The 25986-nt window shown below is 68.9% G+C and carries 13 protein-coding genes; 11 read left to right on the top strand and 2 right to left on the bottom strand.

The features are described 5' to 3' along the window. Positions 1-223: 223 nt before the first annotated feature. The 5 genes from SOM61_RS16765 to SOM61_RS16745 all read left to right on the top strand — a co-directional run bounded on the left by SOM61_RS16765 (position 224) and on the right by SOM61_RS16745 (position 8204). On the top strand, positions 224-3307 hold the full coding sequence (locus SOM61_RS16765; protein WP_320475129.1) for a TonB-dependent receptor: 3084 nt from the start codon (positions 224-226) through the stop codon (positions 3305-3307). A gap of 186 nt (positions 3308-3493) precedes the next feature. Next, the gene (locus SOM61_RS16760; protein WP_414675015.1) at positions 3494-4678 is read left to right on the top strand and encodes a fumarylacetoacetate hydrolase family protein; all 1185 of its coding nucleotides are present in this window, start codon (positions 3494-3496) and stop codon (positions 4676-4678) included. A 26-nt stretch (positions 4679-4704) separates the two neighbouring features. Beyond that, complete coding sequence (gene xylB / locus SOM61_RS16755; RefSeq protein ID WP_320475128.1) at positions 4705-5511, top strand: D-xylose 1-dehydrogenase; 807 nt, start codon at positions 4705-4707, stop codon at positions 5509-5511. Beyond that, a complete protein-coding gene (locus tag SOM61_RS16750; protein WP_320475127.1) occupies positions 5508-6401 on the top strand; it encodes an SMP-30/gluconolactonase/LRE family protein in 894 nt (297 codons plus the stop codon). The genes xylB and SOM61_RS16750 overlap by 4 nt, the downstream gene beginning before the upstream one ends. A gap of 12 nt (positions 6402-6413) precedes the next feature. Next, entirely contained in the window at positions 6414-8204 is a 1791-nt protein-coding gene (locus tag SOM61_RS16745; protein WP_320475126.1) for an IlvD/Edd family dehydratase, read from the top strand. 175 nt (positions 8205-8379) lie between these two features. Here SOM61_RS16745 and SOM61_RS16740 read toward each other — a convergent pair whose 3' ends face one another. Together SOM61_RS16740 and SOM61_RS16735 are read right to left on the bottom strand one after the other, a co-directional pair. Beyond that, a complete protein-coding gene (locus SOM61_RS16740) occupies positions 8380-12129 on the bottom strand; it encodes an AAA family ATPase (RefSeq protein ID WP_320475125.1) in 3750 nt (1249 codons plus the stop codon). Beyond that, positions 12126-13397 carry an exonuclease SbcCD subunit D C-terminal domain-containing protein gene (locus SOM61_RS16735; protein WP_320475124.1) on the bottom strand — a complete coding sequence of 424 codons (1272 nt, stop codon included), beginning with the start codon at positions 13395-13397 and terminating at the stop codon, positions 12126-12128. Before SOM61_RS16735 ends, SOM61_RS16740 begins: the two co-directional genes overlap by 4 nt. A gap of 356 nt (positions 13398-13753) precedes the next feature. On the opposite strand from SOM61_RS16735, the gene SOM61_RS16730 reads away from it, so the two are divergent. From SOM61_RS16730 to SOM61_RS16705, 6 genes are all read left to right on the top strand, one after another. Then, complete coding sequence (locus SOM61_RS16730) at positions 13754-14332, top strand: hemerythrin domain-containing protein (RefSeq protein ID WP_320475123.1); 579 nt, start codon at positions 13754-13756, stop codon at positions 14330-14332. 96 nt (positions 14333-14428) lie between these two features. Beyond that, positions 14429-17098 carry a DUF349 domain-containing protein gene (locus SOM61_RS16725; protein WP_320475122.1) on the top strand — a complete coding sequence of 890 codons (2670 nt, stop codon included), beginning with the start codon at positions 14429-14431 and terminating at the stop codon, positions 17096-17098. Next, the gene (locus SOM61_RS16720) at positions 17095-17553 is read left to right on the top strand and encodes a molybdenum cofactor biosynthesis protein MoaE (RefSeq protein WP_320475121.1); all 459 of its coding nucleotides are present in this window, start codon (positions 17095-17097) and stop codon (positions 17551-17553) included. The genes SOM61_RS16725 and SOM61_RS16720 overlap by 4 nt, the downstream gene beginning before the upstream one ends. Then, entirely contained in the window at positions 17538-17924 is a 387-nt protein-coding gene (gene crcB / locus SOM61_RS16715) for a fluoride efflux transporter CrcB (protein WP_320475120.1), read from the top strand. Before SOM61_RS16720 ends, crcB begins: the two co-directional genes overlap by 16 nt. Then, a complete protein-coding gene (locus SOM61_RS16710) occupies positions 17917-19656 on the top strand; it encodes a tetratricopeptide repeat-containing glycosyltransferase family protein (protein ID WP_320475119.1) in 1740 nt (579 codons plus the stop codon). The genes crcB and SOM61_RS16710 overlap by 8 nt, the downstream gene beginning before the upstream one ends. A 172-nt stretch (positions 19657-19828) precedes the next feature. Then, on the top strand, positions 19829-25957 hold the full coding sequence (locus tag SOM61_RS16705) for an ESPR-type extended signal peptide-containing protein (protein WP_320475118.1): 6129 nt from the start codon (positions 19829-19831) through the stop codon (positions 25955-25957). Positions 25958-25986: the final 29 nt, after the last annotated feature.

The following is a 25986-nucleotide window of genomic DNA, read 5'->3' as shown; positions in this document are numbered from 1 at the left end:
CAGCCGCACCCTTCACCCATCCATTCCAGTCGCGTGGTCGGCATCGCCCACCCCGCGCCCCGCGCATCCAGTCGGTTCGAACAACGCGACCTGCCGCTAGAGCGCGCCGGGAAGAACGCCCTGTTTGCCGCATCGGGCAGTCTTACCCACCGACCAGACAACCGTAGACGGTTGCTTACTCAGCAGTAAATTAGAAGTAGAAAAAACCATCAGGAGACATTGAATGACTCGTAATTCTCAGCAGCAGGGTGCAGCGCGCCGGCGCCAATGGGCGCTTGGCCTGACCGTCATGGCTGGTCTGGTTCACCAGGCATATGCGCAGGACACCACCGCCACCACCACCCCCGACGCCAATGCGCAGGCCAACGTCAACGTCGTGAAAGTGACCGGCTACCGCGGCAGTCTTCTGGCGTCCGCGCGTGACAAGAAGGAAGCCGTCGGCTTCCAGGACACCATCAGTTCGGAAGACATGGGTAAATTCCCGGACAAGAACATCGCGGAATCGCTCAGCCGCATTCCAGGTGTCCAGATTTCGCGCGACGTGACGGGCGAGGGCATGAACGTCCAGATTCGCGGCCTGGGCTCGAGCTTCACCAAAGTCCTGTTGAACAATGCGCAGATCGCCGTGGCGTCGTCCGGACCGATCGACGGCGCCAGCACCAACCGCGAGATCGACCTCGACCTGCTGCCGACCGAACTGTTCACCAAGCTGACCGTCAGCAAGAGCCCGAACGCCTCGCAGCTCGAGGGTGGCGCCGCCGGCGTGGTCAACCTGCGCAGCGCGCGCCCGTTCGACAAGGAAGGCACCTACGTCGTCTACAGCGCGACCGCGCAGAAGCAGGAAATCGCCAACGACGTCGGCGCACGCGGCTCGCTCCTGGCCAGCAAGACCTGGGGCGACAAGTTCGGTATCCTCGGCGGCGTGTACGTCAACCGCCAGAAAGCACGCACCACCGGCTACGAGACGGTCGGCCTGACCAATGCCAACCTGTCGGCTGCGCAGAATGGCCTGCCGTCGCGTAACAATACCGGCGGCGGCAACTGGACGATTCCCGGCACCGTGCCGGTCGGCGCGGGCGCGGGCCTCGTTCCCGGCACGCCGATCAACCAGGGCTTCCTGGAGGCCAACAACCCGGGCACGAGCATCACCGCGATCGACAACGCGCTGGTGCCTCGCCTCGGCCGCTACATGGAGTACTACGGCGACCGCGACAAGGCGTCGGCCATCGTCAGCGCCGAATACCGTCCCACCGAGAACCTGCACTTCTACGTCGACACGCTGTACAGCGAAAAAGACGACGACATGCAGCGCATCGGCTACACCTGGGCAATGCGCAACGAGTTCGCCATCCCGCTCAACATGACCGTGGACCGCCCCGACTGCAACGCCGGTTGCACGGCGACGGGCGGCACCTTTGCCAACGCGCGTTCCTTTATCGAATACGGACCGCGTCGCGACAAGACCACGCTCAAGGGCATCAATCCGGGGATGACGTGGCAGATCGCCCCGACCCTGAAGCTCGAGGCGCAGGCCAACGCGACGAAGTCGGAATTCACCCATGAAGCGCCAACGGTCATGCCCATCACGCCGGCCGGCAGCGGCCTCGTGGCGACCTACGACGCCACCAACGGCGGCGTGCCGAGCATTACCTTCAACAAGGACCTGAACGACCCGTCGCAATACGTATGGGCAGGCGGCCGCGTCAATATCCAGAACGAGCTGCGCGAAACCAGCACCAAGGGCTTCCATACCGACCTGACCTGGGGCGACAACAAGCTGAACCTGAAGCTCGGCTATGCCTATGACGACATCGACCGCCGCATCCGCGGCCAGGACAACTCGGCCGCCTGGCAGGCCGCGGTGTGCGGCAACAATCCAAGCGTGTTCCTGCTGGGGCCCAACGGCGCTCCGACCTGCGATGGCGCCAACACGCCTGGCGCGAGCGCAGCGGCGCTGTATCCCGGCTTCGGCAGCGGCTACACCGCGGGACGCACCGACCAACTGGTCTACCAGGGTTCGCTGATCCCGGCCGACAAGCTGGCAAGCTACCTGGTGCCCGGCGAATACGGCCGCCTGGTGGTCGACTGGGACCGTTTCAGGAAGGATTCGAACTACGACTACTACAACTCGACGGCGCCGGATTCGACCAGTTCGTCGACCGGGGCGAGCGCGGGTTATATGCGTGAGAAGACCTCGGGCTTCTATACCGAGATCAATGGCTCGACCTTGCTCGCCAATATGCCGTTCCGGTACAACGCCGGCGTGCGGTATGTGCGCACCAAGCAGGAGGTCGGTTCGCTCAATTCGTTCAGCGACCCGCGCAACGCAACGCTCACGGCCAACGGTTCCAAGTATCCGAACGCGACCGAGTGGCAGTATGTGAACAACACCTACAACAACACGCTGCCGTCCGGTACCGCCGCCCTGACGGTCGCCAGCAACGTCATCGTGCGCGCCGCGGCATCGAAGAGCATGACCCGCGCCAATCCGAACTCGCTGCGTCCTGGCATCAACTTCAGCTCGGTGTCGGCCGACGTCGGCACGATCGGCAGCCCCGAACTGATGCCCTACATCTCGAAGAACCTGGACTTCGGCGTCGACTGGTACACCGGCGGCGAAGGCTATGTGAGCCTGACCGTGTTCCAGAAGAAGCTCAAGGGCTTCACCGTGATCGAGAATCGTTCGTTGCCGTTCAGCGCGCTGGAGCAGTATGGCGTCACCTATGCCAACCTGATTCCGAACCAGCAGGCGGCGATCGACGCGCGCGGCGGTCCGGGCGCGGCGACCGTGGTGATGAGCCAGGAACGTAATGCCGGCGGCATCCTGCGCATCCGCGGCCTGGAAATCGGCTGGGTCCAGCCGCTCGACAGGTTCTTGCCGATCAAGGGCTTCGGCTTCAGTGAAACCGCGACCCTGATCAACCAGTCGGCCAGCGGCGAAGGCACCAACGGCTTCGTGGCGCTGAACGTGCCGCGCAAGAGCAACAACTTCGGCGTCTACTACGAGAACCATGGCTTCATGGCCCGTTTCTCGCACACCTACCGCGAAGGCAGCCAGGCGGCCAACGGCGGCCAGAACGGTATCGCAGCGGCTGCCCTGTATGGTCGTGCCTACAAGCAGGCCGACTTCTCGTCGAGCGTGGATCTGGAGCAGGTGTTCGATCGTGAGAACTGGCCGACCATCACCTTCGATGTCGTCAACATCAACAAGGCCAAGCGGGACTCCTACTTCCAGTTCGAGAACGCGCAGTTCGGCTTCTACGACCCGGGCCGTACCTTCCAGCTGGGCCTGCGCGGCAAGTTCTGACACTGAGGTAGCTTGACTCCCCACCCGCGCTTGCCGTACACCGGCGAGCGCGGGGCAGGGACCTCAGGCGTCAAAACCGATGTCGGCCAATGATTGCGTTAACATTAATGTTAGAATCATGTCCGCCGATGCTCCGTCACATACCGATACTGCCGCCCAAGGGGCGGCATCATCAATAGAGGAATCATGACTACTACCCAAGCCAATCCGCTTCCCGATGACCTCGACCGCGCGCTGCTGGTCGGCCGGGTCTGGCGCACCGGCGCCAACGAAGGTCCAGCCGTGGTCGCCGTGCGCGGCGGCCGCCTGGTCGACATCACCCGCCATGCGCCGACCGTGGCCGACCTGTTCGAACGCTCCGACCTGCTGGCCATCGCGGGCAGCGCCGAGGGCGAAGACCTGGGCGAGGTGCGCGCGCTGATGGACGCCGCGCTGCGCGGCGAGGCCGGCGCCAACGGCATCCGCCTGCTGGCGCCGTGCGACCTGCAGGCGATCAAGGCCGCTGGCGTGACTTTCGCCGTCAGCCTGCTGGAACGCGTGATCGAAGAGCAGGCCAAGGGCGACCCGTCGCGCGCGGTGGCCCTGCGCGAGCAGCTGCAGGCGACGATCGGCACCGACCTGTCGGACATCGTCCCGGGTTCCGAGGCCTCGGCGCGCCTGAAGACCGAGCTGTCGGCGCGCGGCCTGTGGTCGCAGTACATGGAAGTGGGCATCGGCCCTGATGCCGAAGTCTTCACCAAGTCGCAGCCGATGTCGTCGGTCGGCCACGGCGCCGACATCGGCCTGCATCCGACCTCGCACTGGAACAATCCGGAACCCGAGATCGTGCTGGCGGTGAACAGCCGCGCCGAGATCGTCGGCGCCACCCTGGGCAACGACGTCAACCTGCGCGACATCGAAGGCCGCAGCGCCCTGTTGCTGGGCAAGGCCAAGGACAATAACGGCTCCTGCGCCATCGGCCCCTTCATCCGCCTGTTCGACGATACGTATTCGCTCGACACCCTGCGCGAGTGCGAGGTGAACATGCTGATCGAAGGCGTCGACGACGGATTCATCCTCGAAGGCAGCAGCCGCATGCGCGAGATCAGCCGCGATCCGCTCGACCTGGTGGCGCAGACCTGCGGCGCGCATCACCAGTACCCGGACGGCTTCATGCTGTTCCTCGGCACGATGTTCTCGCCGATCAAGGACCGCGACGCCGAGGGCGGCGGCTTCACCCACCACCTGGGCGACAAGGTCGGCATCTCGACCCCATCGCTCGGCACCCTGGTCAACACCGTGCAACGCAGCGACGCGATCACGCCCTGGACCTTCGGCGTGCGCGCGCTGTACGCCAATCTGGCGCAGCGCGGCCTGCTGGTCCAGGAATAAAACAGCTCTCAAATACGAAAAACCCCATGTCTGACAACAATCAACCGGGCTTTAAAACCCCAGCCTTTGAATACGCAAGTTATCCGGACCTGAACGGCAAGCGCGTCGTCATCACCGGCGGCGGCAGCGGCATCGGCGCCGAGCTGGTCACCGCCTTCGTCGGCCAGGGCGCCCGGGTCTGGTTCCTCGACATCGCCGAGGGCGCGGGACGCGCCCTGGCCGAGTCGCTGAACGGCGCGATCCACGCGCCGCGCTTCATCCACTGCGACCTGACCGACCTCGATGCGCTCAAGCGCACCTTCGACGGTATCGTGCAGGAAGCCGGCGCCGTCGACATCCTGCTCAATAACGCGGCCAACGACGATCGTCACCACATCGGCGACGTCACCCCGGCCTACTGGGAAAGCCGGATGAACGTCAACCTGCGCCACCAGTTCTTCTGTTCCCAGGCCGTCATTCCCGGCATGCGCGAGCAGGGCCATGGCGTGATCCAGAACTTCGGCTCGATCTCGTGGCACCTGCCGCACACCGAGCTGGCCCTGTACATGACGGCCAAGGCCGGCGTCGAGGGCATGACGCGCGCCATGGCGCGCGAACTCGGACCGCACGGCATCCGCGCCGTGGCGGTGATTCCCGGCGCGGTGCGCACCCCGCGCCAGGAAGCGCTGTGGCATACGCCGCACGAGGAAGCGCGCATCCTGAACGGCCAGTGCCTGCAGGAGCGCGTGGAAATGCAGGACGTGGCGGCGCTGTCGCTGTTCCTGGCCTCGAACAATGCGCGCCGCTGCAGCGGCCGCGAATACTTCGTCGATGCGGGCTGGTACGGCGCATGAACACGCGCACCGTCACCACCGTGCCGCATTGCCTGTGGGACATCGGCGCCACGCTTGGCGAAGGCGCGCTGTGGCATGCCGGTGCGCGCCAGGTCTGGTTCGTCGACATCAAGGGCCGGCGCCTGCATTGCTATGACGCCGACAATGGCAACAAGCGCAGCTGGGATGCGCCGGGGCAGGTGAGCTTCGTGGTGCCGGTCGCGGGCGGCGGTTTCGTCTGCTCACTGGAGGATGGCCTTTACCGCTTCCATGAAACCACCGGCGAATTCTCGCCCTTGCTGAAGGTCGAGGCCGACCAGCCGGGCAACCGCTTCAACGACGGCCACGTCGACGCCGCGGGACGCCTGTGGTTCGGTTCGATGGACGATGCCGAGGACCAGGCCACCGGCGCCCTGTACCGTTTCGACGGCCGCGCGGCGAGCCGTGTGGACGACGGTTACGTGATCACCAACGGCCCGGCCATCAGCCCCGACGGCCGCACCTTGTACCACACCGATACGCTGGCCAAACGCATCTTTGCCTTCGACCTGGGCCAGGACGGCCTGGTCGCGCGCAAGCGCCTGTTCGCCGAGCTGGCGGACGGCGGTTATCCGGACGGGATGGCGGTCGACGCCGAAGGCTGCCTGTGGGTGGCCACCTTCGGCGGCTGGCGCATCGACCGCTTCGACCCGCAGGGCCGCAAGCTGGGCGAAGTGCGCTTCCCGTGCGCGAACATCACCAAGCTGGCCTTCGGCGGCGACGACCTGCGCACCGTGTATGCTACGACGGCGCGCAAGGGCCTGTCCGCTGCCCAGCTCGAGGCGCAGCCGCTCGCGGGCGGGCTGTTCACTTTCCGTGCCGACGTGCCGGGACTGCCGCAGCATGCGCTGCGGCTGCAGGATCAACCATAGAATAATTGACTCATGAGCAACAACGTCAACAATAACGCCAAGCGTCGCTACCGCTCCCAGGACTGGTTCGACAATCCCGAGCGCATCGACATGACCGCGCTCTACCTCGAGCGCTTCATGAACTACGGGATCACGCCCGAGGAGCTGCGCTGCGGTAAGCCGATCATCGGCATCGCCCAGAGCGGCAGCGACATCACGCCGTGCAACCGCATCCACCTGGAGACCGTCAAGCGCGTGCGCGACGGCATCCGCGACGCCGGCGGCATTCCGATGGAATTCCCGCTGCATCCGATCTTCGAGAACTGCCGCCGTCCGACCGCGGCGCTGGACCGCAACCTGGCCTATCTCGGCCTGGTCGAGATCCTGCACGGTTATCCGATCGACGCCGTGGTGCTCACCACCGGCTGCGACAAGACCGTGCCGGCCCAGCTGATGGCCGCGGCCACGGTCGACATTCCCGCCATCGTGCTGTCGGGCGGCCCGATGCTCGACGGCTGGTTCGAAGGAGAACTTGTCGGCTCCGGCGCCGCGATCTGGAAGGCACGCCGCCAGCTGGCGGCCGGCGCCATCGACGAGAAGAAGTTCGTCGACATCGCCACCGCCTCGGCGCCGTCGGCCGGTCACTGCAACACCATGGGCACCGCCTCGACGATGAACGCGGTGGCCGAGGCCCTGGGCATGTCGCTCACCGGTTGCTCGGCGATCCCCGCGCCTTACCGCGAGCGCGGCCAGATGGCCTATGAGACCGGCCGCCGCATCGTCGAACTGGCCAAGGACGACGTGCGCCCCTCGCAGATCCTGACGCGCGACGCCTTCCTGGATGCGATCGTGGTCAACGCCGCGATCGGCGGATCGAGCAACGCCCAGCCGCACATCGTGGCCATGGCGCGCCATGCGGGCGTGGAGATCACGCCCGAGGATTGGATGGAATACGGCTACGACGTGCCGCTGCTGCTGAACATGCAGCCGGCCGGCAAATACCTGGGCGAGCGCTTCCACCGCGCCGGCGGCGTGCCGGCCGTGATGTGGGAGCTGGAGCAGGCGGGCAAGCTGCGCTCGCAGCGCCTCACCGTCACCGGCAAGACCATCGCCGAGAACATCTATGACCGCGAGACCGACGACCGCGAGATGATCAAGCCGTTCGCCGAGCCGCTGAAAGATACAGCAGGCTTCCTGGTCCTGAAGGGTAATCTGTTCGACTTCGCGATCATGAAGACCAGCGTGATCTCGCCGGCTTTCCGCGCACGCTACCTGGCCAATCCGGGGCACGAGAACTGCTTCGAGTGCAAGGTGGTCGTGTTCGACGGCTCCGACGACTATCACCACCGCATCAACGATCCGAGCCTGGGCATCGACGAGTACACGATGCTGGTGATCCGCGGCGCGGGTCCGGTCGGCTGGCCCGGTTCGGCCGAGGTGGTCAATATGCAGCCGCCCGATCACCTGATCAAGCAAGGCATCAGCAACCTGCCGACCCTGGGCGACGGCCGCCAGTCGGGCACCTCGGACAGCCCGTCGATCCTGAACGCCTCGCCCGAGAGCGCGGCCGGTGGCAACCTGTCGCTGCTGCGCACGGGCGACGTGGTGCGCGTGGACCTGAACCACGGCCGCTGCGACGTGCTGCTGTCGGATGAAGAAATGGACGCGCGCCGCCAGGACACACCGCCGGCGATCCCCGCCAGCCAGACCCCGTGGCAAGAGATCTACCGCGCCTCGGTGGGCCAGCTGCACAAGGGCGCGTGCATGGAGCTTGCCTTGCCGTATCGCGGTGTGGGGCATGATATGCCGCGGCATAATCACTAAGCCGGCCAGGCGAGTTAGCTTAATCGTCAGCTCAGAAACGTCGTCCCCGCGCAGGCGGGGACCCAAGTTTGCTCGCGTCGCCACTACGATTTGCATTAGTGGTCTGCGTGATACTTGGGTCCCCGCCTTCGCGGGGACGACGTTTTCAGGCCAACAATACGGTCGTTGTTCCGCTTTACTCCACCACCACCGCGCTGCTGCCTCCACCGGCGGGCCGCACCAGCACCTTGGTCGCGATCCGCTCGGTCATCTCCTGCACGTGCGAGATCACGCCGACCTTGCGGCCCATCGACTGCAGCGCGTCCAGGGCGTCCATCGCCACCCCCAGCGTTTCGCTGTCGAGGCTGCCGAAGCCTTCGTCGATGAACAGCGATTCGACCCGCACCCGGTTCGACGACAGCGAGGCCAGGCCCAGTGCCAGCGCCAGCGACACCAGGAACGATTCGCCTCCCGACAGCGAGTTCACCGAACGCACTTCGCCGCCCATGTCCTGGTCGCGCACCATCAGCGCCAGTGACGGCATGCCCTGGTAGCTGACGCGCTCCAGGCGATAGCGCCGGGCCAGCTGCTTCAGGTGTTCATTGGCATAGCCGAGCAGCACGTCCAGCGTGAATTGCTGGGCGTAGTTGCGGAACTTCTTGCCGTCGCTGGAGCCGATCAGCTCCGACAGCTTGCCCCAGCGCTGCTCGAGCGCCTGCTGGCGCTCGATCTCGGCCAGGCTCGATTCCGCCTGGCGGCGCCGCTCGTCGTCCTGCATCGCGCGCAGGCGCAGCGCGGTCGCCGCTTCGATCGATGCCTGGCGTTCGACCACCAGCGCGTCGTAGGTGGCCTTTACCGCCTCGAACGACTGGCCCTCCGGCGGTGCTGACTCGAGATGCGCCGCGCGCTGGGCGCGCCGTTCGGCCAGGATCGCGGTGGCATTGGCGATCCCGGTCTCGATGGCGTTCAGGGCGCTGCGCTCCTGCGCCAGCCAGGCGGCGCCGACCTGCAGCAGGCGCGCCAGTTCGTCGGTGTCGTGGATTTCGTCCAGCCCGTCGGCCTGGCGCCGGTAGTCTTCCAGCCAGTCGGCGAGTCGCGCGCTGGCCGTGGCGCCAGCCCCGTCGAGTTCCGCGATGCGCTCGAGCAGCTGGGCCTGCGCGGTGCGGGCCCGGGTCTCGGCCTGCGCCGCTTCATTGGCGGCCTGCTGGCGCGCCGCGACCTGCTCGCGCGCGCCGCTCACGGCGGCGGAGAGTTCGCGTTCGATCTCGCCCACCGCGCGGCCTTGCCACAAGGCGGCGCGCGCCGCGCGTTTCGCGCTCGACTCGCCGTCGATGCGCTCGAATTCCGCGGCCAGCCTGACGCCCGCCGCGTCGATCTCGGCGATGCGCGCCTGGAGCGCGCCCGCTTCGACTTCCAGGGGGGCGATCGCGGCGGCGCCGCGGGCCTGGGCCTCGGTCTGCTCGCGCCACCCGGCGGCTTCCATCGCACGGGCCTGGGTCCAGCCGTCTGGATCGCGACGCCACGCCGTCTGCCAGCCGTCGCCGTGGGCGGCTGCCATGGCAGGATCGAGCTCGGCCAGCAGGGCATCCAGTTGCGTGGCCGCCGCCTGCTGGCCGGCGTCCAATGCCTTCAGTTCGTTCTGCAGGCGGGCCGCTGTGTCGCGCTCGGCCTCGGCATTCTGGCGTAATTTGGCCAGCACCGATTGCGCGCCGTCGACGTCGCGCTGGGCCGCATCGCGCGCGCTGGCGGCGGCGCGCCAGGCTTGCTCGCGCCGCGCCAGCGCATCGAGGGCGTCGCGCGCGGCGCCACGCTGGGCGCCGAACCAGTCGACGCGTTCCGGTTCGCCTGGCGCCTCGGCCGCCAGTGGATCGGCATCCCAGGCCTGGCCCAGGCCGGCGATGCGCAGATCCAGCGCCGTGCGGTCCCGCGTGAGCGCCTCCAGCCGTTCCTGGGCGGCGGCGAGGGCGGCGCCGTGGGTCGCCTGCAGTGCGCCATTCTCGCGCATGCGCAGGCGACAACCGTCGACTTCGGCCCGCAGGCCCGTCAACATCGCCTTGAGCGTCGCATCCTGGTGGGCGTATGGGTGATCAAGGGCGCCGCACACGGGGCAGGGATCGTCGTCGATCAGGTTCGCGCGCAGTTGCTCCACATTGGCGGCGCACGCCAGTTCGGCGGCGCTCAGCGACCGTTCGGCCTGCGCCATCGCCGCTTCCAGTGCCGGCGCCGCGGCGCGCGCCTCCTGCAGGGCGCGTTCGGCGCCTGATGCCGCAGTGGCGGCGCGCTCGGATTCACGCGCGAGTGCGGCCAGCGTTTCGCGCGCCGCCGACAGGTCGAGCCAGGCGCGTTCGGCCGCCGCCAGCCGTTCGCGGCGTCCTTCCAGCTGCTGGCGTTCGGCGCCGATCGCCTCGGCGTCGAATTCCCCCAGCGCCGCCATCGCCGCGCGCCGGTTCGCCTCCAGTGTGTCGAGACCTTCGATGGCCTGCGCCAGCGCGCCGGCCGCCTGGGCATCGCGTCCGGCCGCCTGGTCGGCCGCCGTGCGGGTTTCCGCCAGCGCCGTTGCGCCGGCGGCGAGGGAGGCTTGCGCCTGGCCGGCCTGGCGCAGCAGGCGTTCCCACTGCTGCCAGCCGGTGGCCACGGCTTCGTGCCGGGACTGGGCCGCCAGCCACGCTGCCGCAGCGTCGCGCAAGCCGCGTGCGCGCGCGAGTTCGTCGGACTTCGCCCCGTGCTGGACACGCGCTTCGCGGGCCTGCTGGCGCGCCGCTTCCAGCGCGGCTTTTGCCTGGGCGTGGCCGGGGGCAAGCGTCTCGAGTGCGGCATCGAGCGCCTTGGCCTGGTCCAGTTGCGGACCGGCGGCGCGCAGTTGCTCATCCAGCGCGTCGAGGCGCGCGATGGCGGCATCGACTTCGCCGCTGCCGGTGCGGCGAAGTTCGAGCGCCGCCGCCAGCTCACCTTCCAGCTTCGCGACCGACGAATGGGCCTGGCGCCGTTCGGCTTCCAGGCGCTGGACTTCGACCGCCAGCGGCCGCGCCGGCTGCACCGCTTCCAGCGTGGCCAGGCGCTGGCGGCGCTCGGCAGCCGCGCCACGCTCGGCGTTGGCGGCGGCCAGCGCTTCCTCGGCCTGGGCCTGGCCGCGCCCGAGCTTGTCGAATTCCTGGTGCCAGCGCAGTTGCTGTTCCAGCAGGGCGTGGCGGCTGTCGAGCGCTTCGCGCGCGGCGTCGGCGGCGCTGCGTTCGAGGTCGAGCTGGGCGCGTTCTTCCGGCGCCAGCGGCGCCACATTGGCCAGCTTGGCCTGCAGCACCTGGGTGCGCTGCTGTTCGAGCTTGTAGCGCTCGAAGGCGCGGCGCGAGATCTCGCTGTAGATCGTGGTGCCGGTCAGGGTCTCGAGCAGCTCGCCGCGCTCGTTCTCGTCGGTTTTCAGGAAAGCAGAGAACTCGTTCTGGGCCAGCAGCACGGCGCGCGTAAACTGCTCGAACGACAGGCCGATACGCTGGACGATCTCCGCCGCCACCTCGGTCTTGGTGCCGCCGATCGGCGCGAGTTCGGGCAGGCGGTGCAGGCTCATCTTGGCTGGCTGCAGGGCGCCGCCCGGCTTGCCGTAGGAACGGCGCACGCTCCAGCGCGCGCGGTAGCGGCCGTCGTCGCTGCCGACGAAGTCGACTTCGGCCCAGGCCTCGGCCGCGCCGCGTCGCAGCAGGGTGCGCGGGTCGAGCGCCGAGACGGTGTCGCCGCCGACGTCCGGCAACTGGCTGCCGGCGCGCTTCTGCATGCGCGGGGTGGCGTCGTACAGCGCCAGGCACAGGGCGTCGAGCAGGGTGCTTTTTCCCGCGCCGGTCGGGCCGCTGATGGCGAACAGGCCGGTGGTGGCCAGCGGTCCGGATTCGAAGTCGACCGTGAATTCGCCCGCCAGCGAGGCCAGGTTCTTGCCGCTGATACGGAGGATCTTCATGGCGCGTCTCCTTCCACGGCGTGGAACAGTTCGGCGAACGACGCGATCTGCTCGGGCGGCGCCTCGTCGCCATATTTTTGTCGCCACAGGCGGCGGAAGATGTCGTCCGGCTGCAGTTGCGCCAGCTGGTCCAGGCTCAGGGCTTCGGCCTCGTCGCTTGCTGCGACCAGCTTGCGGGTCGGCTCGATCTTGGCCAGCCGCACCGGCTTGCCCTCCAGGACCGCTTCGATGCGGGCGCGCAGCCCCGGCTCGGGGCCGTCCAGCAGCACCCGCACTTCGAGATAGGGCCAGGCCTGCTGCGGCAGATCCGCGTCCAGTTCCAGGGTTTCCAGCGCCGCCAGTGCCTCTTCCAGCGGCGCCGGCGCGGCCGGCACGCGCAGCAGCTGGACCGGACGCGGTACATACAGAGGCGTGATGGCGGCGGCCTTGCCGCCCTCGAGATCGATGCGCAGCACCTGGTGCTGGTAGGCGACTTCGGAGAACGACAGCGGCAGCGGGCTGCCGCAATAGCGCACGTGTTCGAGACCGCCGACGCGCTGGGCCAGGTGCAGGTGGCCCAGGGCCGCATAGGCGATGCCGGCGTCGAACATGCTGACCGGCAGGGCCTCGCTGCCGCCGATCACGATGCGGCGCTCGGAGTCTTCGGACGCCTGGCCCTTGGCCATATGGCAGTGGCCCATGGCGACGATGGCCTGGCCTTCGGCCGCCCGTTCGCGCGCCAGCGCATGCGCCTGGCGATAGAGCAGGGCGGTGCCGTGCATATAAGGGTCGCGCACGCTGTCTTCGGCCTGCTCACTGCCTTCGGCGGCACGCAGGCGCGGCAGGTCGCCGGGGCGCAGGAAGGGCACGGCCAGGCACCACGCCGCGGTATTGCCGGCGCGGTCGCGCAGCGGCACCAGCAGGCGCTCCAGGTCGATCTCGCCGTCGCCGCGGCGCAGGACGTTGCCGACCACGATCGTGCCATGGGCTTCCAGCAGCGGCGTCGGCGCTTCCAGCCGGCCCGGCGAATCGTGGTTGCCGGCGATGACCACCACTTGCAGGTGCGGCACGCGTGTGCGCGCCTGCTGCAGGAAGCGGTACAGCTGGCGCTGCGCGTTCGAGGACGGATTGGCGGTGTCGAAGATGTCGCCCGCGATCAGGAGCACGTCGATCTGCTCCTCGGCCAGCGTGTCGGCCAGCCAGTCGAGGAAGCACTGGTGTTCGTAGGTCCGGTCGTGATTGTGCAGGGTCTGGCCGAGGTGCCAGTCGGAGGTGTGCAGCAGCCGCATGAGGAATTGACGAGTGAGGGTGAAGAAGGTCGGTAGGCGGGATCGGAAAAGCGCGCTTACTATAGCGCAGCTGGGCGCCGCCCTGCTGGACAATGGATGGGCGCACCGCAGCGCGATGCAGCGGTAGCATGTTGGAAGGGTATTTTGTAGAGGAAATTCACCCCGTCTGACCTCGCTCGCATTGTGAAATCGGGTTTGATTAATGTCAAACCCGCCCACCTTCTTCTCTCTACACTACGAAGTTCCTGTCGGCCGGCACATACCAAACACAATAGCCGGCTACCCCTATAAAGCATCCCCGACCGCCCCTGGCGTGGACTACGTGCGTTCGGAGGAGCAAATTGAGAGGAGACACCATGCTGACATCAACCTATACGCTTGTAGCCTTGTCCGTCGAGCAGGCACGCGCGCGGATCGAGGTGCAGGCCTTGCTCGAGCGCTGGCGACCTTGTGCCTGGTGGGGCGAACCGCCCGCCATGCGCCAGTACGAACAGGCGTGCGAAGCGCTGCGCCAGGTGTGCGAGGCCTGCCACTGGCGCAAGCTCGACAAGTTCGTGCTGCCGGCGCTGCGCCGCCGCGGCGAGGGCGCCGCCCGGCTGGTGGCCGAGTTGGATGGGTTGGGCCGGCAGGCGCTCGAGGCGCGCAAGGTGGCGCAGGCGGCCGCCATCGAGGGCGATCCCGGCTGCCTGGCGGCGCTCGAGCGCTGCTGCGAGCTGCTGCTCGAACGCCTCGACCGCGAAGAGCACGAACTGCTGCCGCTGGCGCGCACCATGATCCCGGGGGAGGCCTGGTTCGCCATCGCCAACCAGATGCTGGCGCATGACGCTCACCAGAGCGAGAATCGCGGTGAAGGCCGCGGCCCCGACATGGACGTAATGCGCGGGCTGCCGCCAGCTGAGATTTCTTCACGGCAAAATCGGCTTTGTCATTCGTAAAATGCCACTCGCAAACTAAGGGGCTGCCGGGCCGGACATGTCGATCGATGCCAAGGTTCTTTGCTATGATGGGAGTTTTGGAAGTGCGATTTCATCATGTTCGAATTCCTATTCAAGCGGCAGGGCGCGAAATCGGCCACGCCCGGCGACAAGCCGGAGGCCAAACCTGCCGCGGCGAAGGCCTCAGGGCCGGCGGATCGCGGCGTCAAGGCTGGTTCGGGCAAGTCGGGCACTCCTGCTGCTGCTGCTGCTGCTGCGCATGACGCGCAGGCCGCCCGTATAGCGCTCGCCGATGCCCGCGCACGCCAGGCCGAACGGCTCAAGGCGCTGGGCGCCGACGAAGCGGCCGCCGTCGATTTCATTCTCCAATCCGAATTCTCCGAACTGCGCCTGGCTGCCGCCGAACTGGTCCACGGACGCGACCACCTCGAGCGCGTGCACACGGCGATGCGCAACGTCGACCGCCGCGTCGCCAAGCTCATGCAGGCCAGGCTGGACGCGATCCGCCACCACGAATCCGAGCTGCGCCGCGGCGACGAGGCGCTGGCCCAGGCCAGGTCGCTGCTGAACGACAGCCTCCTGACCCCGAACCACGTGGCCGAGCTGGACCGCAAATGGTCGGTCATCCGTGCCCCCGAGCTGGTGGCAGACTTTGACACGGTGCGCGCCGAGCTCGGCCGCCGCCTCGAATCGCAGGTGGCGCTGCAACGCGCCATGATCGACCGCCTGGCGGTCTTGCGCGCCCTGGACGCGGGTGGACTGGACGCGGCCGCGCTGGCCGCGCGCCTGGCCGGGCTGCAGCAGGAGCAGGAGGCGGCCCTGGTCGATCCTGGCCACGCCTCGCTGCCGCGCGCCCTGGTGGCCGAATTCGCGACCGAACACGCACGCCTGACGGCCAGCCTGGCGACGATCGAGCAAGACCAGGCCGCGCTGGCCGCGCGCGAGGCGGCCCTGGCTGCATGGCAAGCACAGGCTCCGGCCGAGCTCAAGCAGGAGACGCTGCGCAGGGAATGGCAGCGCCTGCCAGCCTTGCCGGCGAATGCCGCTGGCGGCGCCCTGCAGGAGCGCTTCGACGCGCTGCTCGCGAGCCTGCCGCAGGAAGTGCGTCCGGCCAAGCCGGCGCCGGTCGTGAGGGAGGGCGCAAAAGAGAGCGCCAGGCAGGCTGCGCGCGGCGCCGACCAGTCCTTCCTCGACAGTATGGACGCGCTCGAAGCCGCCTTGCAGCAGGGCTCGCTCGGCACCGCCGCCGAGCTCGACAAGGCGCTGAAGGAAGCCAAGGACAAGGGCATGCGCCTCTCCGCGCCGCAGGCCGACCGCCTGGCCCATCTGCGCGCCGAACTCAAGCGGCTATCGGACTGGGCGCGCTGGGGCGGCAACGTCTCGCGCGAAGAACTGATCAAGACCGTCGAATCGCTGCCGACCCAGGGCCTTGCGATGGCCGAGCTGGCCAAGAAGGTGGGCAGCATGCGCGATCGCTGGAAAGCCCTGGACAGCCTGTCCGGCCCCGCTCCGCGCAGCCTGTGGGAGCGCTTCGACGCCGCCTGCAGCGCCGCCTATGCGCCGGCCGCGGCCCACTTCAGGCAGCTGGCAGACGAACGCCACACCAATGCGGCGCGCGGCCAGGCCCTGGTCGAGGAAGCGCAGTCCGAGATCGGCCGCCTCCAATCGGGCGAGGCCGACTGGAAACACGTGTCCGGCACCGTGCAGCGCCTGCGCACCGCCTGGAGCCACCTGGGCGCGGTCGACCGCAAGGAAAAGAAGCGCCTGGACGGGCTGTTCGCCGATGCGCTGACCACCTTGCAACGCCCGCTGGAAGACCAGCGCAAGGTCGAGATCGCGGTGCGCGAGCAATTGATCGAAGAAGTGCACAAGCTCGACCCGCATGAGCGCCATGCGGTGGACATGCTGCGCGAGCTGCAGGCGCGCTGGCAGGAACATGCGCGCGCGCTGCCGCTCGAGCGCAAGGCCGAGCAGGCGCTGTGGCAGCGCTTCCGCGGCGCCTGCGACACGCTGTTCGCCGCGCGCAAGGAGCACGCGCACGCGGCCGACAGCGAACGCCGCGCCCACGAGACCGCCAAGGAAGCCGTGTGCGAGCGCCTGGAAGCGGCCGCGCCGGATGCCCTGCCTGCCAACGTCGGCAAGCTGTTGCGCGAGGCGGCCGCCGAATGGCAGGCGATCGGCCCGGTGCCGCGCGCCCACGAGGCGCGCATCGACAAGCGCTATCACGCCGCTGTCGCCCGCGTCCAGCAGCATGCCGACGCCGCCCGCCGCGCCCAGGATACGGCCCTGGCCGGGGCGGTGCGTGACAAGCTGCGCCTGGTCCAGTCGCTCGAGATGGCGCTGGCCAGTCCCGACGCCCAAGCCCAGGCTTCGGACTGGCGCGGGCGCTGGGACGCCATGCTGGCGCTGGACGGCGGCTATGAGCCGATCCTGCATGCGCGCTTCGACGCCGCCCTTGCGGCCCTCGAAGCGTCCGACGGCGAACGCGCCGCCTACGTGCGCCAGATGGAAGACAACCACGCCCGCCTGCTGAACGACTTGCTGCGCCTGGAAATCGCGGCCGGCATCGACAGTGGCCCCGAGTTCGCGCGCGAGCGCCTGCGCCTGCAGGTCGAGGTGCTGCAAAGCTCCCTCAAGTCGGGCCAGAAGCCGGGCGCCCAATCGGCCGAGCTGCGCGCGCTGCTGGCGTTGCCGGCCCTGCTCGACGTGCGCACCGAGACCCGCATTGAACACCTGTTGCTGCGCCAGCCGAAGGACCATTCATGAACGAAGCAAGGGTACAGGCCGGGGATTTCGACCTCGGCCAGGAAGTGGCGCGCCTGCGCGCCGGCGATGCGCGCATCGGCGCCGTGGTGTCTTTTGTTGGCACCGTGCGCGACCTGAACGATGGGGCGAAGGTCTCCGAGATGGAGCTGGAACACTATCCGGGCATGACCGAGAAGTCCCTGGAAGCGATCGCGGCGCGCGCCTCTGAACGCTGGCCCCTGTACGGCACCCTGGTCATCCACCGCGTCGGCCCGCTGGCCCCGCTGGACCAGATCGTGCTGGTGGCCTGCAGCGCCGCCCATCGGGGCGATGCCTTCGCGGCCTGCGAATTCATCATGGACTACCTCAAGACCGAGGCGCCGTTCTGGAAGAAAGAGCAAACGCCGGACGGCGCGCGCTGGGTCGACGCCCGCGTCAGCGACGACACTGCGAAGGCCAAGTGGGAAGCGCCCTGAGCTTTGCCGCGGTCGGCATCGGCGCCGCGCTCGGCGCCTGGCTGCGCTGGGCCTTTAGCCTGTGGCTGGGCAGCCTGCACGGCTTCGTGCAGGTCGGGACCCTGGCGGCCAACCTGGTCGGCGGCTTTCTTGTCGGCCTGGCGCTCGGCTTCTTCACCGACCAGCCGCAGCTGGCGCCCGAGTGGCGGCTGTTCGTCGTCACCGGCTTCCTTGGCGGGCTGACCACGTTCTCCAGCTTCTCGGGCGAGTCGGTGCTGCTGCTCCAGCGCGGTGAGCTTGGCTGGGCATTGGCGCATACGGCGCTGCACCTGGCCGGCTCGCTGCTGCTGTGCGCTGCCGGCTTCGCCACCTGGCGCATGCTGCGTGGCTGAACCGTCCCATCCGTCCGCGCCGCTGGCGCTCGGGCGCCGCATCGATGCCGCCATCGCCTTGGTCCGGCAAGGCGCGTTCCACGACGCGCTGGCGTCGGTGGACGATCTGCTGGACGGCGCGGCCGCCAATGTCGATGCCCTGAACCTGGCCGCCGCCTGCGCACTGGCCCTTGGCCAGCCGCTCGATGCCGAGCGCCGCTGGCGCCAGGCGCTGGCGCTGCAGCCCGGCCATGCGGCATCGCTCGACAATCTCCGCATCCTCCTGCAAGAGCAGGCCGACGGCCTGCAGCGGCAGGGGCGGCGCGCCGAGGCCGAGACGTGCTACCTGGCGGCGCTCGAACTGCAGCCGGACCAGCCCGAACTGCACAACAACCTCGCGGTGCTGTACGCCGGCGCCGGCCATCCCGATCCGGCCGAAGCCCACTACCGGCGCGCGCTGGACCTGCGCCCCGCGTATGCCGAGGCCTGGCACAACCTGGGCCTGCTGTACACGGCAGGGCGCCGCCTGCCGGAAGCCGAGGCGGCGCTGCGCGAATACGTGGCGCTGCGGCCGCACGATCCGGAAGGCCTCAATTCGCTGGGCAATGTGTGCCAATACCTGCACCGCGTGCCGGAAGCACAGGCGTTGTACCGCCAGGCGCTGGCGCTCGCCCCGCGCAATGCCCGCACCCTGAACAACCTCGGCGCGCTGCTGCAGCGCGCAGGCCAGGCCGGGAAGGCCGAGGCGTCCTACCGCCAGGCGATTGCCGCCGATCCGGCTTATCCGGAAGCGCGCTGGAACCTGGGCTTCCTGCTGCTGTCGCGCGGCCGCCTGGAAGAAGGCTGGCCATGGATGGAAGCGCGCTACGATCCGGCGCTGGCGCGCCCGATCGCGACCGCGCCGCAGCTCGGCTGCCCGCAATGGCGCGGCGAGCCCCTGGCCGGCCGCAGCATCGTGGTGTGGCCTGAGCAGGGCTTTGGCGACACCGTGCAGTTCGTGCGCTACCTGCCGCTGTTGAAGGCGGCCGGCGCCGGCCGGGTCACGCTGGTATGCCAGGACGCCTTGTTGCCGCTGCTGGGCGCCGTGGCCGGCGCGGACCGGGTAGTGGGCCTGGGCGCCGCGGCCGGACTGCCGCCGCAGGATTGCTGGGTGTTTCTCATGAGCCTGCCGTTGCATGCGCAGACCTCGCTGGCGACGATTCCGGCGGCGCTGCCCTACCTGGCGCCGGATCCGGCGCGCGCGCGGGATTGGCGCGCGCGGCTGGGACAGGACGGCGCCGGCTTGCGGGTGGGCCTGGCATGGCGCGGCTTCGGCGGCCACGTCAACGATGCCAACCGCTCGCTGCCGGGCGTGGACTATCTGGCGCCGCTGTTGGCTGTGCCGGGCGTGCGCTTCTTCAGCCTGCAGCGCGGCATGCAGGCCGGCGCGGGCGAAGCGCTGCCGGCGCACCTGGCCGACCTCGGCCCGGAGATAAACGACTTCAGCGACACCGCCGCCATCGTCGCCGCCCTCGACCTGGTGATTTGCGTCGACACCGCCGTGGCCCATGTGGCCGGCGCGCTGGGCAAGCCGTGCTGGATCCTGCTGCCGGCCGTGCATCCCGACTGGCGCTGGATGGAAGGGCGTGCCGATTCACCGTGGTATCCCGGCGTAATGCGCCTGTATCGCCAGGCGGCGGCTGGCGACTGGGAAACGGTGGTGCGCAAGGTCGCCGCTGACCTGAGCAAGTCAGTAATTTCCCACGTGAAATAATGTGTATTTTCGTGAGGATACCTTAGTTTCGACGTCACAAACTGTGGTGAAAATGCACACCGCATGCACCAATGCGACCTTGTCGGCATTTAGTATTGTTCAGCGGCATTGTTTCCGTTAAATAATATCGGTTTTACGGCTTTCGCCGTCTCTGCCACTTACCGATATTGCCATGAACCATTTCTACCGCCTCGTCTGGAACAAGAAACGCCATATGCTGATGGCCGTCGCCGAAGTCGCCAGCACGAACGGCAAGGAAACCGGCAGCGACGCCGCCGTGCGGCGTGACGCGGCCGTGGCGGAACATGGATTCGCCGGCGCGCGCACCCTGCTGGCGACAGCTGTCGCGGCGCTGTTCCCGATCCTGGCGATGGCGCAGAGTGGCGGGGCCTACGACACCCACCATATCGCCGAGCTGACCAGGCTGACCCTGAACGATGGGGATGACTCGAACGGCCAGGCGGCCGGCTGGCATATCGACAATAATGGCGAGCTCGACATCTCGGCGACCAATACCGGCACCAGCCTGCAAAGCCTGTCCGGTTCCGGCACCGTGCTGCTGGGCGAGCGCCTGCTGACGCTCACCAATGCAAGCCCGGACCACGTCTTCCTGGGCGGCATCCAGGGCTCCGGCGGCCTGCTCCTGGCCGGCGGCATCGGGATGCTCGGCGGCCTCAACGAGTACCAGGGCGCCACGACGATCAACCAGGGCGCGAGTCTGGCCCTGTCCGGCTCGGGCAGCATCGCGCTCTCGAGCGGCGTGCTCAGTAGCGGACAGTTCGATATCTCCGCCGCCGACAAGGACGTCGGCATCCGTTCCCTGTCCGGCAGCAATTCGGGCAGTGTGGTGCTCGGTGGCCGGACCCTGGTCCTGAGCGCCGCAAGCGGCCACTATGCGGGCGCGATCACCGGCGCCGGCGGCCTGACGGTCGATGGCGGCGACGAAGTACTCAGCGGCGTCAACCGGTATACCGGCGCCACCACGGTCGCCGAAGGCGCCCGCCTGGCCCTGATGGGCAATGGCAGCATCGCCGACTCGCTCGGCGCTGCCATCGACGGCACGCTCGACCTGACGCTGGCGAATGGCGATACCGCACTGGGCTCGCTGTCCGGTTCCGGCGCCGTGCTGCTGGGCGGCGGCACGCTCGAACTGACCGGACATGGCAGCAATTTCGGCGGCCGCATCGTCGGCGATGGCGGCCTGAGCGTGAGCCAGGGCACCCATATCCTGGGCGCCGCCACTGAATACACGGGCGCGACCAGTATCGGCCCCGACGGCACCCTGGCCCTGAGCGGCAGCGGCGCCATCGCCACGTCGAGCGGCCTGTTCAACAACGGCGTGTTCGACATCTCGGCAACCCGTGACGGCGCCCAGGTCAAGAATATGGTGGGCAATGGCGCGGTCTGGCTGGGCGGCAAGACGCTGACCCTGACCAACGCCGGCGGACAATTTGACGGCAGCATCCACGGCTCGGGCGGACTGGCGATCGCCGGCGGCTATGCCACCCTGACCGAGGCCCAGCACTATACCGGCCAGACCAGCGTCGGCCGTCAGGCCGTGCTGTCGCTGACGGGGCAGGCCAGCCTCGCCGCCTCGCGCGAAGTGGCGCTCGAGGGCTTCCTCTATTTTTCCCAGCCCGGCCAGGATACCCGGCTGCAATCGCTGTCCGGCTCCGGCACCGTGGTCCTCGGTGACGACAGCCTGGTGTTGACCGACGCCCACAGCCGTTTCGACGGCGGCATCCATGGCGCGGCCGGGCTGGCGGTCACGGGTGGTACCCAGACCCTGAACGGCACGAACTGGTACAACGGCGTGACCCGGATCGACGACGGCGCCGGGCTGGCGCTGGGCAGTTCCGGCAGCATCGCCCTCTCGAGCGGCGTGGTGGCCGATGGCCGCTTCGACGTCTCGCAGGCCACCAACGGCGCGCAGATCACCACCTTGTCCGGCTCGGGCGCGGTGTTGCTGGGCGGCCAGGTCCTGACCCTGACCCAGGCCAGCGGCAATTTCTCGGGCAGCATCCAGGGCTCGGGCGGGCTGGCGATTGCCGCCGGCCACGAAATCCTGAGCGGCGCCAATACCTATCGCGGCGACACGGTGCTGGCGCAAGGCGCCCGCCTGACGCTGGAAGGCGAAGGCAGCATCGCCAACAGCCGCCTGGTGCTCGACGGTAACCGCTTCGACATCGCGGCCACCAATGGTGATGCCGCCGTCAAGAGCCTGTCCGGCTCGGGCTCGGTGATCCTGGGCGACCAGACGCTGACCATCACCGGCGCCGGCGACACCTTCACCGGCAATATCCGTGGCTCGGGCGGCCTGGCCATCACCGGCGGCGCCCAGGTGCTCGATACCCACCTGAGCCTGTTCCGCGGCGCGACCACGATCGCGAGCGGCGCCACCCTGGGCCTGGCCGGCCAGGGCAGCGGCGGCCTGGCGATGTCGAGCGGCGTGCTGGTCAACGGCACGCTCGACATCGCGGCCATGGACACCGGCGCGGAAATCCGCACGCTGTCCGGGGCCGGCGCGGTCAACCTGGGCAACAAGACCCTGACGCTGACGAATGCGAACGGCCATTTCTCGGGCACGATCGCTGGTTCGGGCGGCCTGGAACTGGCGGCCGGCCGTGAAATCCTGAGCGGACGCAATAGCTATAGCGGCGACACCAGCATCGCCCGGGGCGCGACCCTGGCGCTGTCCGGCAACGGCAGCATCGCCAACAGCCGCGTCATCGGCGACGGCACGCTCGACATCGCGGCCAGCAACGGCGGCGCCGCCATCAAGAGCCTGGGTGGATCCGGCGCCGTCCTGCTGGGCGGCCAGACCCTGACCCTGACCGGGGCCGGCGACACCTTCAGCGGCCGCATCGACGGCGCGGGCGGCCTTACCGTCGCCGGCGGCAGCGCGGTGCTGGCGGGCGACAACCGCTACACCGGCGCCACCAGCATCGGCGCCGGCGCCAGCCTGGCCCTGTCGGGTGACAGCAGCCTTGCTTCGTCGAGCGGTGTGCAGGCCAACGGCACCTTCGACGTCAGCCGCGCCGACAGCGCCCAGATCAAGACGCTGTCCGGCGCCGGCGCGGTCCGGCTCGGCAACAATACCCTGCGCCTGAGCAATGCCAACAGCACCTTCACCGGCGTCATCAGCGGCAACGGCGGCCTCGATGTGACGGCCGGCAGCGAAACCCTGGGCGGCGCCAATACCTACCGTGGCGACACCACCATCGGCAGCCTGGCCACGCTGGCGCTGTCCGGCAACGGCGGCATCGCCAACAGCCGGGTCGACGTCGGCGGCACCTTCGACGTTGCGCGCAGCAATGGCAAGGCCGCCGTCAAGAGCCTGGCGGGCGCCGGCACGGTGCGGCTGGGTACGCAGACCCTGACCCTGACCGAGGCTGCGGACAGTTTCGGCGGCAACATCACTGGCGCCGGTGGCGTCAAGCTGGCGGGCGGCAAGCTGGGCTTCACCAGCGCCCAGGGCTATACGGGCGCCACCGACATCGCCAAAGGGGCTACCCTGGCCCTGACGGGCAGGGGCGGCATCGCCGGCAGTGCGGTCGGCGTGGACGGCGTGTTCGACGTCTCGCGCGCGTCCGGCAAGGTCGCGGTCGCGGGCCTGAGCGGCGCCGGCGGGGTGCTGCTGGGTACGAACGACCTGAGCGTTACGCGGGCCAACGGTTCCTTCAGCGGCATCCTCGCCGGCAACGGCGGCCTGAACCTCGACGGCGGCAAGCTGGCGCTGCTCGGTAACAACACCTACACCGGCAAGACCGTGGTCTCGAACGCCACCCTGCGCACGCTCGCCGACGCCAACCTGGGTCTGGGACGCGCCGCGCTCGAACTGCGCGACGGCGCCTGGCAGACCGGCGCCGACATGACCCACACCCGCGGCCTGCTGCTGGCCGGACGTGGCACGGTCGATGTCGACGCCGCGACTACGCTGGTCGAGACCGGCAAGGTGGACGGTAGCGGCAAGCTGGTCAAGGATGGCGCCGGCACCCTGATCCTGCGTGGCACGCTGGCCAACGGCGGCGGCCTGCAGGTGAGCGGCGGCACGCTGGCCCTGGGTGCGGACAACACCTACACGGGCGGCACCACGATCGGCGCCGGCGCCACCCTGCGCATCGACCGCGATGCCAATCTGGGCGCGGCCGGCAGCGGCCTGGTGCTCGACGGCGGCCGCCTGCAGACCACGGGCACGCTCGAGTCCGCGCGCGGCATCGAGATCACGGCGAAGAATGGCGTGGTCGATACCGAGGGCGCCGACAGCGTCGTCACCCTGGACGGCAACATCACCGGCGCCGGCCGCATCGTCAAGGACGGCGAAGGCACCCTGGTGCTGGCCGGCGACAACGCCGGCGGCCGCCTCGCGGCGAACCGGCCGGGCGACGGCTGGACCGGCGGCCTGACCATCAATTCGGGCCTGGTGAAGGTGACCAATTCCTGGGGCCTGGGCTGGGGCAGCGTGATGACTTTCAATTCAGGCACCATCCACGCCACGGTCGACATCCTGACCGGCCAGGACATCAATATGGGCCGCAAGACCGACATCAACGTCGACGCCGGCACCACCACCACGCTGGCGGGCGACCTGATCTCGACCGGCGCCGGCGACGGCTGCTTCAACAAGACCGGCCTGGGCATCCTGAACGTGACGGGCGCGGCGCGCATCGACGCCACCTGCGTCCTCGAAGGCAAGCTGCTGGCCAATGGTGTCTTCGCCAGCAAGGTGATGGTCGCCAAGGGCGCCACGCTGGGCGGCGCCGGCACGCTGCAGGGCGACGTGGTCGTCCACGGCACCCTGTCGCCGGGTAATTCGCCAGGCATGTTGAGCGCCGATTCGAACATCACGATGGCCGCCGGCAGCACCTACAAGCAGGACATCGGCGGCGCCGTGCAGGCCGGCATGAACACGCCGATCGGCGCGGCCGGCCATTACTCCTTCCTGCACGTGGTCAACGGCAAGCGCTTCACGATCGAGGCCGGCGCCACGCTGGCGCCGGCGCTGCAGAACCTGTACACGCCAGGCCAGTCGGGCTACGGTTCGCCGCAGTTCGTGCCGGAGCTGGGACAGAACTTCCGCATCCTGACCGCCGAGGGCGGCATTGACGGCCGCTTCGACACCCTGGCGCAGCCGGAAGGCCTGGGCGCCAATACCCGCCTGGCGGCCTTCTACGACCATGGCGGCAACAACAGCATCGAGCTGAAGGTGCTGCCGGCCTCGTACGCCACCTGGGCCGGTGACGCGGGCGCCAATGCGCGTTCGGTGGGCGCCGCGCTCGACCGCATCGTCGACCTCGACCAGGCCGGCAAGGGCAGCGCCACCCAGACCAGCCTGAGCTACCAGACCGGCTCGCGCAACGCGCAGCAGCTCGGCGACGTGCTGCAGGGCCTGGCGGGCGAGGTGCATGGCGCGCTGGCGGCGGCCCTGCCGCAGGCCAACTGGGAACTGCAGCGCACCTTGCTGCAGCGCGCGGATAGCCAGGACGCGCGCGCGCTGTGGATCGACCTCGGCGCCGGCCGCGCCAAGTGGAAGGGCGGCGACGTCGCTTCCGCGTTCGACGCCGACCGCGTGCAGGTCACGGTCGGCTTCGACCTGCTGAAAGGGCGCGATGTGCGCCTGGGCTTCGGCGCCAGCCACGCCAGCACCGACCTCGATGCGCAGGCCGGCAATGGCAAGCTGCGCCAGAACAAGGTGTTCGCTTACGGCGAGGCGGCCGCGGGCAAGGTCGTGTTCGACCTGCAGGGCAGCTATGGCCGCGACAAGACCGAAAGCCGGCGCGCCGATCCGCTGGACCCGGCGGCCGGCCTGGCCACGCGCGGCAGCGGCAACAGCGCGCTGCTGGGCGTCGGAGCCAGCCTGCCGACGCTGGTGGGGGGCGCCAGCCTGGCGCCGTTCGCCCGCGTGACGGTCCAGCGCGTCGAGCGCGACGCGCTGATGGAGGCGTCGACCTCGGTGGCGGCGCTGGCGCTGGACGACTGGTCGGCGAGCGGCACCCGTACCGTGCTGGGCGTGGCCGGCGCCTCGCGCAACTTCGATCCGCTGCTGGCCTCGACCTGGCGCTTCAAGGTCGGCGCCGGCGTCGACGGTGGTGAGCTGCTGCGCCCGGTACTTGGCGCCACCCTGGCCGGCGAGCGCATCGCGGTCGGCGCGCCTGATGCGGGCCGCGGTTTCGTGCAGGGCGGCGTCACCGGTACCATCCAGCTCAGGAAGGGGGCCTACCTCTACTTCGGCGTGAACGGCGAAGCGCGCAGCGATTACCACACCGTGGGCGGCAACGCCGGCCTGCGCGGCGTGTTCTGATCGCAGCCGGGATAGGTTCTAAGCTAGAC

This window comes from Massilia sp. CFBP9012 (assembly GCF_034045115.1).
Lineage (GTDB): Bacteria > Pseudomonadota > Gammaproteobacteria > Burkholderiales > Burkholderiaceae_D > Telluria.
Note: the sequence above shows the minus strand (reverse complement) of the source record. Positions and strands in the feature narration are given on the sequence as shown.

Excerpts from the sequence above, each read along its gene's own strand:
- SOM61_RS16765 (WP_320475129.1), top strand. The coding sequence starts at position 224 with ATGACTCGTAATTCTCAGCAGCAGGGTGCAGCGCGCCGGCGCCAATGG.
- SOM61_RS16740 (WP_320475125.1), bottom strand. The coding sequence starts at position 12,129 with ATGAAGATCCTCCGTATCAGCGGCAAGAACCTGGCCTCGCTGGCGGGC.
- SOM61_RS16730 (WP_320475123.1), top strand. The coding sequence starts at position 13,754 with ATGCTGACATCAACCTATACGCTTGTAGCCTTGTCCGTCGAGCAGGCA.
- SOM61_RS16725 (WP_320475122.1), top strand. The coding sequence starts at position 14,429 with ATGTTCGAATTCCTATTCAAGCGGCAGGGCGCGAAATCGGCCACGCCC.
- xylB (WP_320475128.1), top strand. The coding sequence starts at position 4,705 with ATGTCTGACAACAATCAACCGGGCTTTAAAACCCCAGCCTTTGAATAC.
- SOM61_RS16705 (WP_320475118.1), top strand. The coding sequence starts at position 19,829 with ATGAACCATTTCTACCGCCTCGTCTGGAACAAGAAACGCCATATGCTG.
- SOM61_RS16745 (WP_320475126.1), top strand. The coding sequence starts at position 6,414 with ATGAGCAACAACGTCAACAATAACGCCAAGCGTCGCTACCGCTCCCAG.
- SOM61_RS16750 (WP_320475127.1), top strand. The coding sequence starts at position 5,508 with ATGAACACGCGCACCGTCACCACCGTGCCGCATTGCCTGTGGGACATC.
- SOM61_RS16735 (WP_320475124.1), bottom strand. The coding sequence starts at position 13,397 with ATGCGGCTGCTGCACACCTCCGACTGGCACCTCGGCCAGACCCTGCAC.
- SOM61_RS16760 (WP_414675015.1), top strand. The coding sequence starts at position 3,494 with ATGACTACTACCCAAGCCAATCCGCTTCCCGATGACCTCGACCGCGCG.
- SOM61_RS16720 (WP_320475121.1), top strand. The coding sequence starts at position 17,095 with ATGAACGAAGCAAGGGTACAGGCCGGGGATTTCGACCTCGGCCAGGAA.